At 65.9% G+C, this 17,322-nt stretch carries 15 protein-coding genes; 6 read left to right on the forward strand and 9 right to left on the reverse strand.

The genetic code is table 11. The features are described 5' to 3' along the window. Positions 1–19 precede the first annotated feature (19 nt). Positions 20–664 (forward strand): tetratricopeptide repeat protein, encoded by a 645-nt coding sequence (locus tag U0042_RS19845; protein WP_232833531.1) that lies wholly within the window; start codon positions 20–22, stop codon positions 662–664. 76 nt (positions 665–740) lie between these two features. Here U0042_RS19845 and rodA read toward each other — a convergent pair whose 3' ends face one another. From rodA to U0042_RS19870, 5 genes are all read right to left on the reverse strand, one after another. Next, positions 741–1,889, reverse strand: a complete 1,149-nt coding sequence (gene rodA / locus U0042_RS19850; RefSeq protein ID WP_114814217.1) for a rod shape-determining protein RodA — start codon at positions 1,887–1,889, stop codon at positions 741–743. Between the two features lie 19 nt (positions 1,890–1,908). Further along, complete coding sequence (gene mrdA / locus U0042_RS19855) at positions 1,909–4,323, reverse strand: penicillin-binding protein 2 (RefSeq protein ID WP_114814167.1); 2,415 nt, start codon at positions 4,321–4,323, stop codon at positions 1,909–1,911. Between the two features lie 58 nt (positions 4,324–4,381). Next, positions 4,382–4,894 (reverse strand): rod shape-determining protein MreD, encoded by a 513-nt coding sequence (gene mreD / locus U0042_RS19860; RefSeq protein WP_114814166.1) that lies wholly within the window; start codon positions 4,892–4,894, stop codon positions 4,382–4,384. Next, positions 4,891–6,036, reverse strand: a complete 1,146-nt coding sequence (mreC, locus tag U0042_RS19865) for a rod shape-determining protein MreC (protein WP_114814165.1) — start codon at positions 6,034–6,036, stop codon at positions 4,891–4,893. The genes mreD and mreC overlap by 4 nt, the downstream gene beginning before the upstream one ends. Before the next feature lie 120 nt (positions 6,037–6,156). Then, positions 6,157–7,200 carry a rod shape-determining protein gene (locus tag U0042_RS19870; protein ID WP_017772379.1) on the reverse strand — a complete coding sequence of 348 codons (1,044 nt, stop codon included), beginning with the start codon at positions 7,198–7,200 and terminating at the stop codon, positions 6,157–6,159. 376 nt (positions 7,201–7,576) lie between these two features. On the opposite strand from U0042_RS19870, the gene gatC reads away from it, so the two are divergent. The 5 genes from gatC (at position 7,577) to U0042_RS19895 (ending at position 12,853) form a co-directional block, all read left to right on the forward strand. Continuing rightward, positions 7,577–7,876 (forward strand): Asp-tRNA(Asn)/Glu-tRNA(Gln) amidotransferase subunit GatC, encoded by a 300-nt coding sequence (gene gatC / locus U0042_RS19875; RefSeq protein WP_042299255.1) that lies wholly within the window; start codon positions 7,577–7,579, stop codon positions 7,874–7,876. A 191-nt stretch (positions 7,877–8,067) separates the two neighbouring features. Further along, the gene (gene gatA, locus U0042_RS19880) at positions 8,068–9,570 is read left to right on the forward strand and encodes an Asp-tRNA(Asn)/Glu-tRNA(Gln) amidotransferase subunit GatA (protein WP_114814164.1); all 1,503 of its coding nucleotides are present in this window, start codon (positions 8,068–8,070) and stop codon (positions 9,568–9,570) included. A 1-nt stretch (position 9,571) separates the two neighbouring features. Next, positions 9,572–11,044, forward strand: coding sequence for an Asp-tRNA(Asn)/Glu-tRNA(Gln) amidotransferase subunit GatB (gene gatB, locus U0042_RS19885; RefSeq protein ID WP_114814163.1), 1,473 nt, complete (start codon positions 9,572–9,574; stop codon positions 11,042–11,044). Between the two features lie 117 nt (positions 11,045–11,161). Further along, positions 11,162–12,001, forward strand: a complete 840-nt coding sequence (locus U0042_RS19890) for a PPK2 family polyphosphate kinase (RefSeq protein WP_114814162.1) — start codon at positions 11,162–11,164, stop codon at positions 11,999–12,001. Between the two features lie 66 nt (positions 12,002–12,067). Further along, entirely contained in the window at positions 12,068–12,853 is a 786-nt protein-coding gene (locus U0042_RS19895) for an exodeoxyribonuclease III (RefSeq protein ID WP_114814161.1), read from the forward strand. Here U0042_RS19895 and U0042_RS19900 read toward each other — a convergent pair. The 4 genes from U0042_RS19900 to metX all read right to left on the reverse strand — a co-directional run bounded on the left by U0042_RS19900 (position 12,850) and on the right by metX (position 17,250). Then, entirely contained in the window at positions 12,850–13,944 is a 1,095-nt protein-coding gene (locus U0042_RS19900) for a M48 family metallopeptidase (RefSeq protein ID WP_327204992.1), read from the reverse strand. The two genes, U0042_RS19895 and U0042_RS19900, sit on opposite strands and share 4 nt — an antisense overlap. Positions 13,945–14,030: 86 nt before the next feature. Then, entirely contained in the window at positions 14,031–15,425 is a 1,395-nt protein-coding gene (locus U0042_RS19905; protein ID WP_114814159.1) for an AmpG family muropeptide MFS transporter, read from the reverse strand. Positions 15,426–15,499: 74 nt separating this feature from the next. Beyond that, positions 15,500–16,108 carry a methionine biosynthesis protein MetW gene (gene metW, locus U0042_RS19910; RefSeq protein ID WP_114814158.1) on the reverse strand — a complete coding sequence of 203 codons (609 nt, stop codon included), beginning with the start codon at positions 16,106–16,108 and terminating at the stop codon, positions 15,500–15,502. Continuing rightward, positions 16,105–17,250: a homoserine O-succinyltransferase MetX gene (gene metX, locus U0042_RS19915; RefSeq protein ID WP_114814157.1), complete on the reverse strand. Its 1,146-nt coding sequence runs from the start codon at positions 17,248–17,250 to the stop codon at positions 16,105–16,107. The genes metW and metX overlap by 4 nt, the downstream gene beginning before the upstream one ends. Between the last annotated feature and the right edge of the window lie 72 nt (positions 17,251–17,322).

Raw genomic sequence — 17,322 nt, forward strand, 5'->3', positions numbered from 1 at the left:
GGCTGCGGGCGGGCTCTGCATGGGCGGCCCGGCCTTGGCGCTCGCGCAGCAGCAAGGTGGCGCCAAGAGCGACCCTCAGACTGAATCGGCGGTGGCGGACTACAACGCCGGCAACGTCGGCGCGGCACTCGCGGAGTTCCGTCAGGCGGCGCAGCGCGGCAGCCGGCTCGCCGAATTCAACTACGCGATGATGCTGCTCAACGGCGAGGGCACGGCCGCCAACGTCGACGAGGGCAAGAAGTGGCTGCGCAAGGCCGCGGACGCCAACATGTCGCACGCGCAGTACGTCTACGGGAAGATGTACGACGATGGCGACTTCGTCGGTCGCGATCCGGTGGAGGCGCACCAGTGGTTCCTGAAGGCGGCGCAGCAGGGGCATGTGCAGGCCGAACTCGCGCTGGCGAATCAGTTTCTGGACGGTCGCGGCACCTCGCGCGACAACCGCCAGGCGTTCTACTGGTACAAGAAGGCCGCCGAGGGCGGCGACATGACCGCGCAGTACGTGGCCGGCTCGTTTTACGAGCGCGGCGGCGACGGCGTGGAGAAGAACCTGAACGTGGCGCGCGCCTACTACGCGGCCGCGGCGGCCCAGGGCGACCCGGCTGCGCGCCTCAAGTACCAGCAGTTGAGCGCGCAGCTTCAGAACGCGGCGCCGAAGCAATAAGAATCAGGTCATGCGCTTCGGTTGGCGGCAGCGGGTGATAGCTGGATGGCCGCGAACCGCTGAGCGCAAGCGCACCCTAGCTCTGCATCAACCGCTTTTGCCGCGCGACGCTCATGATGAGTCCGATCGCGATGCCGAGCGTCGTGAGCGCAGTGCCGCCGTAACTCATGAACGGCAGCGGCACACCGACCACCGGCAGAATGCCGCTCACCATGCCGATGTTGACGAAGGCGTAGGTGAAGAACGCCATCGTCAGGGAGCCTGCCAGCAGTCGCCCGAACAGCGTCGCGCCGTTCGCGGCGATGTAGAGCCCGCGCGCAATCAGCGCCATGTACAGGGTAAGCAGCACGATGCCGCCCACCAGCCCGAATTCTTCGGAAAACACGGCGAAGATGAAGTCGGTGTGCTTTTCGGGGATGAATTCGAGGTGCGCCTGCGTGCCCTTGAGCCAGCCCTTGCCGAGCGGTCCGCCCGAGCCGATCGCGATCACCGCCTGAATGGTGTGAAAGCCCTTGCCGAGCGGGTCTGACGTGGGGTCGAGCAGCGTGCAGATGCGGTGCTTCTGGTAGTCATGCATCAGCGGCCAGTTGACTTCGGGCTGGCAGATGCGGTCCTGGAAGGCCGCAATGGACGCCACCGCAATCACGCCCGCAATCAGCACCGGCACGAGCAGCTTGAAGCTGAGCCCCGCGAAATAGATCACGAAAAAGCCCGCGGCGAACACGAGCACGGCGGTGCCCAGGTCCGGCTGCTTGGCGATGAGCGCAACCGGCAGCCCCAGGATCACGAAGCCGACCACGTAGTCGTACCAGCGGATCACGCCTTCGCGACGCTGGAAGTACCAGGCCAGCATGAGCGGAACGGCGATCTTCAGAATCTCCGAGGGCTGGATCACCACGCCGACGTTGATCCAGCGCTTCGCGCCCTTGCGCGTGAGGCCGAACATCGCGACGCCCACCAGCAGCGCGATGCCCACCGTGTAGAGCGGCACCGCGAAGCGCATCAGCGTAGTGGGCGGCACATTGGCGAGCGCCCACATCAGCACGAACGTCAGCAGGATGTTGCGAAGCTGGTCTTCCACGCGGCCCGGCACGTCCAGACTCGCGCTGTACAGCGTGACGATGCCGACGCACAGCAGCAGGAAGACGGTGAGCGCGAGCGGACGGTCAAAGCCCGCGAACATCCGCTTGATGCGGTCGAGCACGGCGTGCTTGTCGATTTGCATGAACTGCATGCTGCTCTCCTTACTCGTCGATGCCGCCGGTGGCGGGCGCGGGGGGCACGACGGTGTGGTCTGCTGCGTCGCCGCCGGTCTCGCGGCCGGGCGGCGGCGCGAGCACGGCCGAGGCGGGGTCGCCTGCGCCACGGCGCGAGGGGCGCGGCGCGGGGCGGCGCGGGGCCTCGGCCTTGGCGCCCGAGGTTGCCGCGTCGAGCGTCGCTGCGCTGCTACTGGCTGCGCCTGCGGCACGCGGCGTCACGTTGACTGAGGCTGTTCCTGCACGCGGGACGGCGTCCGGCGCAACGGGCGCAGACGAAGATGCAGCCAAACCGGCACTCGTCCCCGACGCTCCCGCCACATCGGATGCCGCCGTTGCCGCCTTCGTCTGCGCCGTGACCGGCATCGGCAGCGCCTTGAAGCCGGGCGCGATGGCGATGGGCCCAACGGCGCCTACGGCCGACGTCGCCGTGTCCCCAATCGCGGGCGCCGAGCTTTCCTGTGCCGCGGACGCCGCCGCAGCCACTTCGGCAGCTTGCATGCCGGGCTTCTTGCGGTCCACCAGGTAGTAGTCCATGACGCGGCGGGCGATCGGCGCCGCCGATTCCGCGCCCCAACCGCCGTTTTCGACGATCAGCGCGAGCGCGATCTGCGGATGGTCCACCGGCGCGAACGCGATGAAGAGCGCGTGGTCGCGCAGCTTTTCGGAAAGCCCGTGCGCCCGGTAGTTGCTGCCCTGGAGCGAGAACACCTGCGCCGTACCGGTCTTGCCCGCGGACTCGTACGGAGCATTGGCGAAGACTTTATACGCGGTGCCGGACGGATTCATCATCACGTTTTCCATGCCGCGCTTCACGACGTCGATGTCGGACTGCTTCACGTCGATGCGCCCGCTTTCGTGCGGCACGGTGAGATGCGTATCGTGCGTGATGGGGTTTTCGATTTCCTTCACGAGGTGCGGCTTCATCACCACGCCGTTGTCCGCGAGCGTCGCCACCGCGTGAGCGAGTTGCAGGATCGTGAACGAGTTGTAGCCCTGGCCGATGCCGAGGCTGATCGTCTCGCCCTCGTACCAGCGCTGCATTTCGGGCTTGCGGTACGCCTTTCGCTTCCACTCGGTGGAGGGCAGGATGCCGCGCGCTTCGCCCGGAATGTCGATGCCCGTGATCTGGCCGAAGCCCCACGGCTTCATGAAGTCGGCGATGGCGTTGACGCCCAGATCGTGCGCGACCATGTAGAAATAGGTGTCGTTGGACACCATGATGGCGCGGTTCATGTCGATCCAGCCCTGGCCGCTGCGCACGTCGTTGCGGAACGTGTGGTTGCCGAACGTGTAGTAGCCGGGGTCCTGGAAACCCCATTGCGGCGTGCGCTTGTGCAGCGTGAGCGCGGCGAGCGCCATGAACGGCTTGTACGTGGAGCCGGGCGGATAGGTGCCGTGCAGCGGACGGTTCAGCAGCGGATGATCGGGCGAGTTGTTGAGTTCGTCCCAGGTCTGCTGGTCGATGCCGTCCACGAACGAGTTCGGATCGAAGCTGGGCGCCGAAACGAACGCGAGCACGTCGCCCGTGGAGGGCTCGATGGCCACCAGCGCGCCGCGCTTGCCCGCGAAGGCCTGCTCCGCCACTTCCTGCAGCCCGATGTCGAGCGAGAGCACGAGGTTGTTGCCAGGCGTCGCCTGCGTGCGCGAGAGCGTGCGCACGGGCCGCCCGCCCGCCGTCACCTCGACTTCCTCGAAGCCCGTCAGCCCGTGCAGCTCGGTTTCGTAGCTCTGTTCGACGCCGATCTTGCCGATGTAGTCCGTGCCCTTGTAGTTGTTCGCGTCGAGCCGCGGGTCGTAATGCTCGGGGTCGCTGTTGTTCTGCTCGCTCTGGTCGTCGATGCGTTCCTGGTCACGCTGCGAGATCCGGCCGATGTAGCCGATCACGTGCGCCGCCGTGGGTCCGAGCGGATATTGACGGAACAGCCGCGCGCGCACCTCGACGCCCGGAAAGCGGAAGCGCTGCGCGGTGAAGCGCGCCACTTCCTCGTCGGTGAGGCGCGTGCGGATGGGCAGGCTTTCGAAGTGCTTCGAATCTTCCAGCAGTTTCTTGAAGCGGCGCCGGTCGCGCGCGTCGATCGTGATGACCGTGGAAAGCTGGTCGATCACGTTGTCCAGCGTGTCGTTGAGCTTCGACGGCGTGATTTCGAGCGTGTACGCCGAGTAGTTCTTCGCGAGCACCACGCCGTTGCGGTCGGTGATGATGCCGCGGTTCGGCACGATGGGCGCGACCGAAATACGGTTCTCGTCGGCCTGCAACGAATACTTGCTGTGGTGCCAGACCTGCAGGTACAGGAACCGCAGCACGATGAGCCCGAAACAGACGAACACGAACAGGCCCGCCGCCGTCACGCGCAGGCGGAACCTGAAGAGTTGCTGCTGGGTGTCCTTGAATTCGGTCATGCGTAAACCAAAGGGCCGCGCGGGAAAAGGTCGCGACCGAAAAAGCGGCGTGGCCTGCTCAGATAGGCCGCGTGTCGTCCGGGTCTACCGGACGGCGCTGCGGCATCAGCAACAGGATGCTGGCGAGCGGCCACAGCGCGGCTTCCACGAAGCCGTCGATCAGATAGCCCCAGCCGGGAAAGGCTGCGCCCATCAACAGGCGAATGATGAACGGCACGACTTGCGCGCCCACCAGCAGCGGCATCACGGCAAGCGTCTGCCAGAGCGGCGAGACCCACAGCACGCGGCGATGAATCGTGATCGCGCCGTACGACAGCAACGTGTAGGCGAGCGCGTGCTCGCCCAGCAGGCTTGCATTGTGCACGTCCATGAGCAGGCCGAGCAGGAACGCGGTGCCCATGCCCACCTTGCGCGGCTGGTGCACGTTCCAGAACAGCAGCACGAGCGCGACGAAGTCGGGCACGCCGATCAGCTTGCCCCACGGCATCAGGTTCAGCAGGAACGCGGCGGCGAGGCTGAAGACGATGAAGTACGGATTGACGGGCTGCAGGATGTACTGGGGGCGGTTCATGGCTTGCTCCCCTGCGCCGGGCGCGGCTGGCTGGCGGCGCGGGCCGTCGCCGGCTTGCCGGCTGCCTCGGTGGGTGCTCTTGCCTCGGCGGTTTTCGGTTTCGTTTCTGCGGGCGGCGCTTTTGCGTCTGCTGCCTTGCCCGTGGTGGCGGGTTTGCCGTCCGGCTTGTCGGTGCTCTTCTCTGTGCCCTTTTCGGGCGCTTTCTCGGTGCCTTTGGCTGCGCCTTTATCGGTGCTCTTCGCGCCTTTCTTCGTCTTCGCGTCTTTTGCCGCAGACGCCGGCTCGGGTTCCGCGGGACGTGGCGGCGCGTCGGTCTGATAGCGCAGCACGAGCATCTGGCGCGCACCGCGCACGGCGGCAACGGGCACGCAAATCACGCGGGCAAACGCGGTGTCGGCCTGCTTGTCCACGCGAATCACCTTGGCGACTGGCAGCCCCGGCGGATAGACGCCGTCGAGCCCGCTCGTCACGAGTTCGTCGCCGGCCACCACGTCGGCGCTGATGGGCACGAAGCGCAGGTCGAGCGAGTCGCCCTTCGGCGTGCCGTAGATCACGCTGCGCAGGCCGGTGCGCAGTACCTGCACGGGCACGGCCTGGTCCTTGTCGGTGAGCAGCGTGACTTCGGATTGCAGCGGGAACACGCGCGTGACCTGCCCCACCACGCCGTCTTCACTCACGACGGGCGCGCCGTTGTGAATGCCTTGCTGAGAGCCGCTGCCGATCACGATCTTCTGCGTGAACGGATCGGCGGTGTCGTACTGAATTTCGACCGGGATGGATTGCGTGCTGGCGTGTTGCGAAAGCTGCAGCAGCGCACGAAGGTGCGCGTTTTCCACGCTGAGCGAGGCGGCAAGATTGGCTTCCTGAGCGAGCTTCAGGTTCTGCGCGTGAAGCTGGGTGTTTTCGCTGCGCAGTTGCGAACTGGTGACGGCCAGGTCCGCCGCGCCCATGAACAGGTCGCGCGGCACGAGCGCTGCGCGCTGCAGCGGATAGAGGCCCGCTCCAAGAATGCCGCGCACGATTTCCAGCGTGTTGAACCGCGCGTCGGAGACGAGCAGCACGAGCGAAAGTACGACGAAAAAGATCAGCCGTACGAGAGCCGACGGGCCTTGCTTGAAGAGGGGCGGCGGACTGTATTCCATGGTCGGCGCCGGGGGCGTGAGCGGTTGGGCGTAACAGCGGCGCTGGCGTGCGCCTTCAGCGGGCGGCGGCCCGGGGAACCCGAGCGAGCCGCACTGCTGGCATCAGAGAAGAACCCCGCTTCACTCGTACGAGAAGATGCTGCCGAGCTTGTCCATGCGCTCGAGGGCCATGCCCGAGCCGCGCACCACGCAGGTGAGCGGGTCTTCGGCCACGAGCACCGGCAGGCCGGTTTCTTCGGCGAGCAGACGGTCCAGGTCGCGCAGCAGGGCGCCGCCGCCCGTCAGCATCATGCCGCGCTCGGCGATGTCCGCGCCCAGTTCGGGCGGCGTCTGTTCGAGCGCGATCTTCACCGACGACACGATCTGGTTCAGCGGATCGGTGAGCGCCTCGAGAATTTCGTTGCTGGAGATGGTGAAGCTGCGCGGAATGCCCTCGGAGAGGTTGCGGCCCTTCACTTCCATTTCCTTGACTTCGGAGCCGGGGAACGCTGAGCCGATTTCCTTCTTGATGGCTTCGGCGGTCTGTTCGCCGATCAGCATGCCGTAGTTGCGGCGGATGTAGTTGACGATGGCCTCGTCGAACTTGTCGCCGCCCACGCGCACGGAGCCCTTGTAGACGATGCCGCCCAGCGAGATGACGCCCACTTCCGTGGTGCCGCCGCCGATGTCCACGACCATCGAACCCGTGGCTTCCGACACCGGCAGGCCCGCGCCGATCGCGGCCGCCATCGGCTCTTCGATCAGATAGACCTGCGAGGCGCCTGCGCCGTGCGCCGCTTCCTTGATGGCGCGGCGTTCCACCTGGGTGGAACCGCACGGCACGCAGATGATGATGCGCGGCGACGGCGAGAACATGCGCGATTCGTGAGCCGTCTTGATGAACTGCTTGATCATTTGCTCGGTGACGGTGAAGTCGGCGATCACGCCGTCTTTCATCGGCCGGATGGCTTCGATGTTGCCCGGCACCTTGCCGAGCATCTGCTTGGCTTCGCGGCCCACTGCCTGGATGGTTTTCTTGCCGTTGGGACCGCCTTCCTGGCGGATGGAGACGACCGAGGGTTCGTCGAGGACGATTCCTTTGCCACGCATGTAGATGAGCGTGTTGGCAGTGCCGAGGTCAATCGCCAGATCGTTGGAGAAGTAGCTGCGCAAAAAACCGAACATTCAAAATCCTGTCTCGCTGGGGCCGTGCCTCGCATCGCAATGGTGGAGGGCGGCAGCGGATAATTAAACAGCTTCGCGTCGGCAGATGCGCCGCCATGGGGAGCACGAAGCTGCGGGGATGTCTACCGGAGGCTTGCCGGGCTTCCTGCGATCCCGCTGCGGCATGACGCAGGTGGTTCGGGAAGGGGCGCAGGGCGGTCCGGGTTTGGGTCGAACGCGTAATGATACCTTATAATTTTGCCTGTTTTGCAGGATAAGGACGGTACTTTTTGCTGTCGCCGGCACGCCCTTCCGGGGCCGGTTCCTGCGTCGTAACCTGCTGTCGCGGCACCATTTTTTGCGCGCGGCGACCCACTGAATCTCTTCCGGTGACCGCATGTCCCTGACCCTTAACGATGTGAAGCGTATTGCGCACCTGGCGCGGCTCGAATTGCCCGACGCCGACGCCGAACACACGCTTGCCCAGCTCAACGAATTCTTCGGCCTCGTCGAGCAGATGCAGGCCGTGGACACCACGGGTATTGCGCCGCTCGCGCACCCGATCGAGCAGATCGAAGACGTCGCGCTGCGTCTGCGCGACGACGCCGTGACCGAGACCGTGCAGCGCGACGAGTACCAGCGCGTGGCCCCGGCGGTGCAGGACGGGCTCTACCTCGTGCCGAAGGTGATCGAGTAACGGCGGCAGGCGGCACAGCGGCCTTGCGCCGCAGGCGCCGCGGCGCATGTGGCGACCTTGTGATCGCGTTTCGCCCGATCCGTCGCCCCGCCTCTTTGGCCTTTTTGCATTCGGGACGCAACCTGCCGGCGGGCAGGCCAGCCCCACCGGCAGCGCTTTAGCGCACTGCCGCGCTCTCCAGGAACCACGCAATGCATGAAAAAAGCTTGACCGAACTGCGCGCCGCGCTCGCTGCGAAGGAATGCTCCGCAGTGGAGCTGGCGCAGCTGTATCTGAAGCGAATCGAAGCGCAGCAGGGCCTGAACGCCTTCGTGCAGGTCGATCCGGACCTCACGCTCGCGCAGGCGAAAGCCGCCGACGTCCGTCTCGCGACTGGCGACGCCGGTCCGCTCACGGGTGTGCCGGTTGCCCACAAGGACGTGTTCGTGACGCGCGGCTGGCGCTCCACGGCGGGCTCGAAGATGCTCGCGAACTACGTGAGCCCGTTCGACGCCACGGTCGTGGCGCGGCTGGAACGTGCGGGCATGGTCTGCGTCGGCAAGACCAACATGGACGAGTTCGCAATGGGCTCGTCGAACGAAAACTCCGCGTTCGGCGCCGTGCACAACCCGTGGGACGTGAAGGCCGTGCCGGGCGGCTCGTCGGGCGGCTCGGCAGCGGCTGTGGCCGCGCGTCTCGCGCCTGCTGCCACCGCGACGGACACGGGCGGCTCCATCCGTCAGCCCGCGTCGTTCTCGGGCGTCACAGGCATCAAGCCGACGTATGGCCGCGTGTCGCGCTACGGCATGATCGCGTTCGCCTCGTCGCTGGACCAGGCTGGCCCGATGGCGCGCAGCGCCGCCGATTGCGCCACGCTGCTCAATGCGATGGCCGGCTTCGACGAGCGCGATTCGACGAGCCTCGTGCGCGACGACGAAGACTACACGCGCTACCTCGGCAAGGCGTGGTCCGCCGACGCCGCCGACAACGCCGCCGCGAACAAGCCGCTCGCCGGCCTGCGCATCGGTCTGCCGAAGGAGTACTTCGGCGCGGGTCTTGCCGAAGACGTGCGCGCCTCCGTGGACGCCGCGCTGCGCCAGTACGAGGCACTCGGCGCCACGCTCGTGGAAGTGTCGCTGCCCAAGACCGAGCTTTCGATCCCCGTCTACTACGTGATCGCGCCGGCCGAGGCTTCGTCGAACCTGTCGCGCTTCGACGGCGTGCGTTACGGCCACCGCGCGGCCGAATATCGCGATCTTCTCGACATGTACAAGAAGTCGCGCGCCGAGGGCTTCGGTCCCGAAGTGAAGCGCCGCATCCTTGTGGGCACCTACGTGCTCTCGCACGGCTACTACGACGCCTACTACCTCCAGGCGCAGAAAATCCGCCGCATCATCGCGCAGGACTTCCAGGAAGCCTTCCGCCAGTGCGACGTCATCATGGGGCCGGTGGCGCCTTCGGTGGCGTGGGATATCGGCGCGAAGGGCGACGATCCCGTGCAGATGTACCTCGCGGACATCTACACGCTGTCGGTGAGCCTCGCGGGTCTGCCCGGCATGAGCGTGCCCTGCGGCTTCGGCGCGGGCGCGAACGGTCAGCGGCCAGTGGGCTTGCAGATCATCGGCAACTATTTCAACGAAGCCCGGATGCTGCAGGTCGCGGACGCGTTCCAGCGCGTGACCGACTGGCATCGCAAGGCACCGGGAGGAATCTGACATGCAGTGGGAAGTGGTGATCGGCCTCGAGACGCACGCGCAGCTCTCGACCGCCTCGAAGATTTTCTCCGGCGCATCCACGCAGTTCGGCGCGGCGCCGAATACGCAGGCATGCCCCGTGGACCTCGCCTTGCCCGGCGTGCTGCCGGTGATGAACCGCGGCGCCGTGGAACGCGCCATCCGCTTCGGTCTTGCGATCGGCGCGACGGTGGCCCCGCGCAGCATCTTCGCGCGCAAGAACTATTTCTACCCTGATCTTCCGAAGGGCTATCAGATCAGTCAGTACGAGATTCCCGTCGTGCAGGGCGGCACCGTCACGATCCAGGTGCCCGCTAACGAAAAGACCGGCGCGGCCGCTTACGAGAAGACCATCAACCTCACGCGCGCCCACCTCGAAGAGGACGCCGGCAAGTCGCTGCACGAAGACTTCGCGGGCATGACGGGCATTGACCTGAACCGCGCCGGCACGCCGCTGCTCGAAATCGTCACCGAGCCGGAAATGCGCAGTGCCGCCGAAGCCGTCGCCTACGCGAAGGCGTTGCACGCGCTCGTGATGTGGCTCGGCATCTGCGACGGCAACATGCAGGAAGGGTCGTTCCGTTGCGACGCGAACGTGTCCGTGCGGCCGGTGGGCCAGAAGGAATTCGGCACGCGCGCCGAGATCAAGAACCTCAACTCGTTCCGCTTCCTCGAAGACGCCATCAACTACGAAGTGCGCCGCCAGATCGAGCTGATCGAAGACGGCGGCACCGTCGTGCAGGAAACGCGTCTCTACGACCCGGACCGTCGCGAGACGCGCTCCATGCGCAGCAAGGAAGACGCCCACGACTACCGCTATTTCCCCGACCCTGACCTGATGCCGCTCGTGATCGACGCGGCCTGGGTGGAACGCGTGAAGGGCGAGATGCCGGAGCTGCCGGCCGGCATGCAGCGGCGCTTCGTCGAACAGTACGGCGTGACGCCGTATGACGCGGGCGTGCTGACGTCGAGCAAGGCGATGGCTGGGTACTTCGAGGCGGTGGTGGCGAAGGCGGGCGCAGCCCAGTCAAAGGTCGCGGCCAACTGGCTGATGGGCGAAGTGTCGTCGCAGTTGAACCGCGAAGGGCTCGATGTCGAGCAGAGCCCGGTTTCCGCGGCGCAACTCGCATTGCTGCTGCAACGCATTGCGGACGGCACGATCTCGAACAAGATCGCCAAGGAAGTGTTCCTCGCCATGTGGGACGAGAAGGCCACGGACGAAGGCGCGGCCGACCGCATCATCGAGGCGAAGGGTCTCAAGCAGATTTCGGATACCGGCGCGCTCGAAGCGATCATCGACGAAGTGCTGGCCGCCAACCAGAAGTCCGTGGACGAGTACCGCGCGGGCAAGGACAAGGCATTCAACGCGCTGATCGGCCAGGCGATGAAGGCGACCAAGGGCAAGGCGAATCCGCAGCAGGTCAACGAATTGCTGAAGAAGAAGCTATCCTCGTAAGCCGGCTGGCGGCGGCGCGCCTCGGCTCGCGCCATCGCGCGTGAACCGAACGGGGCGAACCAGCCGGTTCGTCCCGGCAAGCGCGCCGCCATGCGCTTGTCTTGACTGGAGCACTGGATGGCGAAAGCACCCGACCTCGACGATTTCCGCGTGCCGTTCTTCGGCGAAAGCAAGAAGGCGAAGAAGTTCGCACTCGCAGATTTCGACCCGGCTGCGAAGCCGTTCTCGCGAGGATCGAAGGACGCGGACCGCGAGCGCCTCACCGAAGTCACGATGAAGCTCGACTCGCAGCAAGACCGGCTCTACGCGCAGCGTTACCAGCGCGTGCTGCTCGTGCTGCAAGGCATGGATACGAGCGGCAAGGACGGCACGATCCGTGCCGTATTCCATGAGGTCGACCCGCTCGGCATCCGCATCGTGCCGTTCAAGGCGCCCACGCCCATCGAATCGGCGCACGACTTCCTCTGGCGCGTGCACGCTCACGCGCCCGCCGCAGGCGAACTGGCCATCTTCAACCGCAGCCACTACGAAGACGTGCTGGTGCCCTACGTGCTGGGCCAGATCGACGACGTGGAGCGCGAACGGCGCTTTCGCCACATCCGCCAGTTCGAGTCGCTGCTGGCCGAGAGCGGCACGGCCATCATCAAGTGCCTGCTGCACATTTCGAAGGAAGAGCAGCGCAAGCGCATCCAGGCGCGCATCGACGACCCCACCAAGCACTGGAAGTTCGACGTCTCCGACCTCGCCGCCCGCAAGCTCTGGGACCCGTATCAGACCGCCTACGGCGAGGCGCTCGCGGCCACGTCCACCGAAATCGCGCCGTGGTACGTGGTTCCCGCCGACTCGAAGACGCACCGTAACCTCATGGTGGCGGAACTACTGCTGCGTCTGCTCGAATCGATGAACCTCGAATACCCGGCGGCGAAGGAATCGCTGAAGGGCCTGCAGGTGGAATAAGCACGATCCGTGTGCGCCGGCGCATGAGCGCCGGCCCGCGGCAACCCACTACAAAGAAGGAAAGACATGTTGCGTGTGATCACCGCCAACCTCAACGGCATTCGTTCCGCGGCGAAAAAAGGCTTCTTCGACTGGTTCGGCACCCAGGGCGCCGACGTGCTCTGCGTGCAGGAAATCAAGTGCTCGCAGGACGACATGACGCCCGAGTTCCTCGCGCCGCACGACTTCACCGGCTACTTCCAGCACGCGGTGAAAAAGGGCTACAGCGGTGCGGGGCTCTATACGCGGCATGAGCCGGACGAAGTCGTGATCGGCTTCGGCAGCAAGGAGTTCGACCCGGAAGGCCGCTATGTCGAGGCGCGCTTCGGCAAGCTCTCCATCGTCTCCGTATATGTGCCCTCCGGTTCGAGCGGCGACGAGCGCCAGCAGGCCAAGTACCGCTTCATGGACGAGTTCATGCCGCACCTCGCGGCGCTGCGTGAGGAGCGCGAGGTGATCGTGTGCGGCGATGTGAACATCGTCCACAAGGAAATCGACATCAAGAACTGGAAGAGCAACCAGAAGAATTCGGGCTGCCTCCCCGAAGAGCGCGCGTGGCTCACGAAGCTCTTCGACGAAGTGGGTTACGTCGACGTGTTCCGCACACTTGACCAGCGGCCCGAGCAGTACACGTGGTGGAGCAATCGTGGTCAGGCGTATGCGAAGAACGTGGGATGGCGCATCGACTATCAGATCGCGACGCCCGGCATTGCCGGCAAGGCGAAGCGCACCTCGATCTTTCGAGACATCAAGTTCAGCGATCACGCGCCGCTCACGGTCGACTACGACCACAAGCTCAAGGCGAAGGCTTAACGCCGTTGTCCTGCAGGCGTGCGCGGCATGCCTGCGTAGTCAGGCAGCGCATCCACCGTGCTGCCCACCGCTTTCGCGTAGAGCGGCAGCATGTCGGTGAGCCGCTTCATGATGTCCTTGCGGCGCGCGGCCGTGTACGGGTGCACGTAGATGAAGCCCTGCTCGCGGTCGGTGCGCGTCGCGACGGCGAGCTTGTCCCACAGCGTGACGGCGGCGCGCGGATCGTAGCCCGCGCGCGAGGCGATGTCCGCGCCGATCACGTCGGCTTCCGTTTCATCGGCGCTTTCGTACTTCATTTCGAGCAACTGCGTGCCGATGCCGAGCGGCGCCGCGCCGAGATCGGCGAGGCCGAACAGCTGCGGAATGGTGCCCGAGCCGAGCTGCGCCGCCTGCTGTTCGCCGAGGCGTTCGCGCGCATGTTCGCGCAGCGCGTGCGCGATCTCGTGGGCTGTGAGCACGCCCAGTTCGTCGTCGTTGAGCCGCACGCGGTCCAGCATGCCGGCGTACATCACCACCTTGCCGCCCGGCAGGCAGTACATGCGGATCGCCGACGACTGGATCACCGCGACATCCCACTTCCAGCCCTTCACGCGGTCGTTCCACTTCGACGAGTAGGACGCGAGCCGGCTCACGACGGCGCGCACGCGCTTCACGCGCGCATCGCTTTCGGGATACAGCCGGTCCTGGTGCTGCGCGCCGTAGACGATCTGCTGGAACTCTTCGGCAGCCTGCGCCTCGAGCATCGACGACGGAATCAGGTTGCGGAACGTCGCCATGTTGGGGCCGTAGCGCACCTGGCCGGTCGGGCTGAAGGGCGTGCCGGCGGGCGTGGAACTGTTGCCCATGGTCGTGGCGGACCCCGGTGTAGCCGCGGGTGCGCCGTGTGCCGCCGTGGAGGTGGTCGAAGCCGGTGTGGCCGCGGACGGATGGCCTGCTGTGTTGAATGCCGGTGCCGTGGTGGGCGTAGCGCTGGTCGTTGCGCCGGAGCTGCTCATGCCGGTGGCACTGCCCACGCCAGCTGCGCTGCCCGTGCCGCCTGGGGGCGCATCGGCGGCGCGTGCTGTGTGCAAAAGCCCCGTGATGGTCAGCATTCCGAAAACTGCCAACGCGCCAAGCCGCGACGATGCCGGCCACGAAGCGCCGCGTCCGCAGTCCGCTGCCACGGTGGCCAGCGTCTTCACGAGCGCAGCCTCCACGGCGCGATGCGCACGAGCAGCAGCATGCCCGGCAGCGCAAGCGCGGTACACGCAAGGAAGTAATCGAACCAGCCGATCTGCGCGACCACATAGCCGCTCGCCGCCGACGCAAGCGTGCGCGGCACCGAAGCGAGGCTCGTGAAGAGCGCGAACTGCGTGGCCGTGTAGCGCGGGTCCGTGGTGCTGGCGATGTAGGCGGTGAACGCGGCCATCGTGAGGCCGGTCGCGAAGGTCTCCAGACCGAACACGAGTGCGAGCGCGACCGACTTCGGATCGAGCTGCATCTGCGAACTCGCGCCGAACACGGCGAAGAGCTTGCTCATCAAGTGACTTGTGGCCACAGTGAAGTCGTAGAGTGCCGCGAGCACGGGCGAGTCGGGCCCCACCTGCGCGAGCCACGCGAAGCCGAGCGTCGAGATCATCTGCAACGCGCCGAAGATCCAGAGCCCGCGGCCAATGCCGATCTTCACCAGCCACACGCCGCCTATGATGCCGCCCGCGAGGCTCGCGCCGAACGCCGTCGTCTTCGCGATCACGCCGATCTGCGTGCGCGAGAAGCCGATATCGAGAAAGAACGACGTCGAGAGCGTGGTCGCCATCGTGTCGCCGAGCTTGTAGAGAAAGATGAACGCGAGCACGAACAGTGCGCCGCGCCAGCCGTCGCGCTGAACGAACTCGCGAAACGGCAGGATGATGGCGTCGCGAAGGTTCTTCGGCGGCGTGCCGTGCACTTCGGGCTCGCGCACCACGAGCGTCATGATCATGCCGGGCAGCATGAACGCGGCGGTGACGGCGAACACCGTGGTCCACGGCAGATGGTCGGACAGAATCAGCGCGAGCGAACCGGGAATCAGCGCGGCAATCTTGTACGCGTTCACGTGCACCGCGTTGCCGAGGCCCTGTTGCGTGTCAGAGAGCAGTTCGCGGCGGTAGGCGTCGATCACGATGTCCTGGCTCGCGCCGAAGAACGCGACGAGCGCGGTGAGCGCGGCCACGGTCCAGATCGAATCACGCGGCGAGACGAAGCCGAGCGCCGCGATGGCGCCCGCCACGAGGATCTGCGTGAGCAGCATCCAGCCACGCCGACGGCCCGGCCGCCAGCCCGGCAGACGCGGCACGTAGCGGTCCATGAGCGGCGCCCACACGAACTTCCACGTGTAGGGAAACTGGATCAACGCGAAGAGACCGATTTCCTTGAGGTTCACGCCTTCCGAACGCAGCCACGCCTGCACGAGATAGACCAGCGTGAAGAGCGGCAAGCCCGACGTGAAGCCCAGAAACACGCAGATCAGCATGTGCGTGTTCAGATACGCACGCCAGCCGGGATGTTCTTCGTGGGCAGTGAGTGCGGGCACCTCGTGCGGCGGATTCGGCATGTGGCAGCGGTGTGGAGCGTGGGTCAGCGGATGGAGTTGGAATCGCGCCGATCGGCCCCGTCGCGGCGGCCCGGTCAGCTTTTCCTGACGCGATAGACCGCAAGACTACCACGCCAGTTCGCGCCCCAACGCACCGTCTGGCCGCCGTGCAGCACCACGCGGTCGAGAATTTCGATGCCCACTTCCGGCGCGAGCGCTTCGAAGTCCTTGATGGTCAGCACGCGCACGTTCGGCGTGTTGTGCCACTGGTACGGCAGCGACTTCGATACCGGCATGCGGCCGCGCAGCACCGAAAGCCGGTGCGGCCAGTAGCCGAAGTTCGGGAACGACACGATGCACTCTTTGCCCACGCGCACGGTCTCGCGCAGGATCGCGGCGGTCTGGTGGATGGTCTGCAGCGTTTGCGAGAGGATCGCGAAGTCGAAGCTGGCGTCTTCGAAGAGCCGCAGGCCGTCTTCGAGGTTCTGCTGGATCACGTTGATGCCGTTTTTCGTGGAAGCGAGCACGCCGGCGTCGTTGATCTCGATGCCGTAGCCCGACACCTCGAGTTCCTCGGTGAGCAGCGAGAGCAGCGAGCCGTCGCCGCAGCCGAGGTCGAGCACCGTGGAGCGCGGCTCCACCCAGCGGGCAATGGCGCGGAAGTCCTCGCGCGTGGCGAGATTGTCGAATGCGGTCTGGTTCATACGCCAACCTCGGCGGCAATGCGTTCGTAATAGGCGCGCATCAGGTTGTGGTAGCGCGCGTCGTCGAGCAGGAAGGCGTCGTGGCCGTGCGGCGCGTCGATTTCGGCATACGTGACCTGGCGCTTGTGATCGAGCAGCGCCTTCACGATTTCGCGCGAACGCGCGGGCGCGAAACGCCAGTCGGTCGTGAAGCTCGCGATGAAGTACTTCGCCTTCGTATGGGCGAGCGCCGCGGTGAGGTCGCCGTCGTAGGCCTTGGCCGGGTCGAAGTAGTCGAGCGCGCGCGTGATCAGTAGGTAGGTGTTCGCGTCGAAGTACTCGGCGAACTTGTCGCCCTGGTAGCGCAGGTACGACTCCACTTCGAACTCCACGTCGAAGCTGAAGTTGTAGGCGTCGTGGGCGCCTTCGGCGCGGCGCAGCGCCCGGCCAAATTTGGCCGCCATGTCGTCGTCGGAGAGATACGTGATGTGGCCGATCATGCGCGCCACGCGCAGGCCGCGCTTGGGCTTCACGCCGTGCGCGTAGTAGTCGCCGCCGTGGAAGTCGGGGTCCGAGAGAATCGCGGAGCGCGCCACCTCGTTGAACGCGATGTTCTGTGCCGAGAGCTTGGGCGTGGACGCGACCACGATGCAATGGCCCACGCGGTCCGGGTACATCGTGCTCCACGCGAGCGCCTGCATGCCGCCGAGGCTACCGCCCATCACGGCCGCGAATTTTTCGATGCCGAACAGGTCGGCCACGCGGGCCTGCGCGTTCACCCAGTCTTCCACCGTGACGACAGGAAAGCTCGCGCCATACGGGCGGCCCGTGCTGGGGTCGATGCTCATGGGTCCCGTGGAGCCGAAGCACGAACCCAGGTTGTTCACGCCGATCACGAAGAAGCGGTTAGTGTCGAGCGGCTTGCCCGGGCCCACCATGTTGTCCCACCAGCCGACGTTCTTGGGGTCGTCGGCGTAGACGCCCGCAACGTGGTGCGAGGCGTTGAGCGCGTGGCAGACGAGCACGGCGTTGCTGCGCCCGGCATTGAGGGTGCCGTAGGTCTCGACCATGAGGTCGTAGCCGGCCAGCGAGCTGCCGTTCTGCAGACGCAGCGGCTCGGCAAAATGCAGTTTTTGTGGAGCGACGATCCCGATGGATTCCATTCATTCCGCCTAGATGACAGGGCGGCTAAATGGTGTCTGCGGTGCGCGGGAGGAAGGAGAGTGCGCGGCTGA

The organism is Paraburkholderia kururiensis (assembly GCF_034424375.1).
Taxonomy (GTDB): domain Bacteria; phylum Pseudomonadota; class Gammaproteobacteria; order Burkholderiales; family Burkholderiaceae; genus Paraburkholderia; species Paraburkholderia kururiensis_A.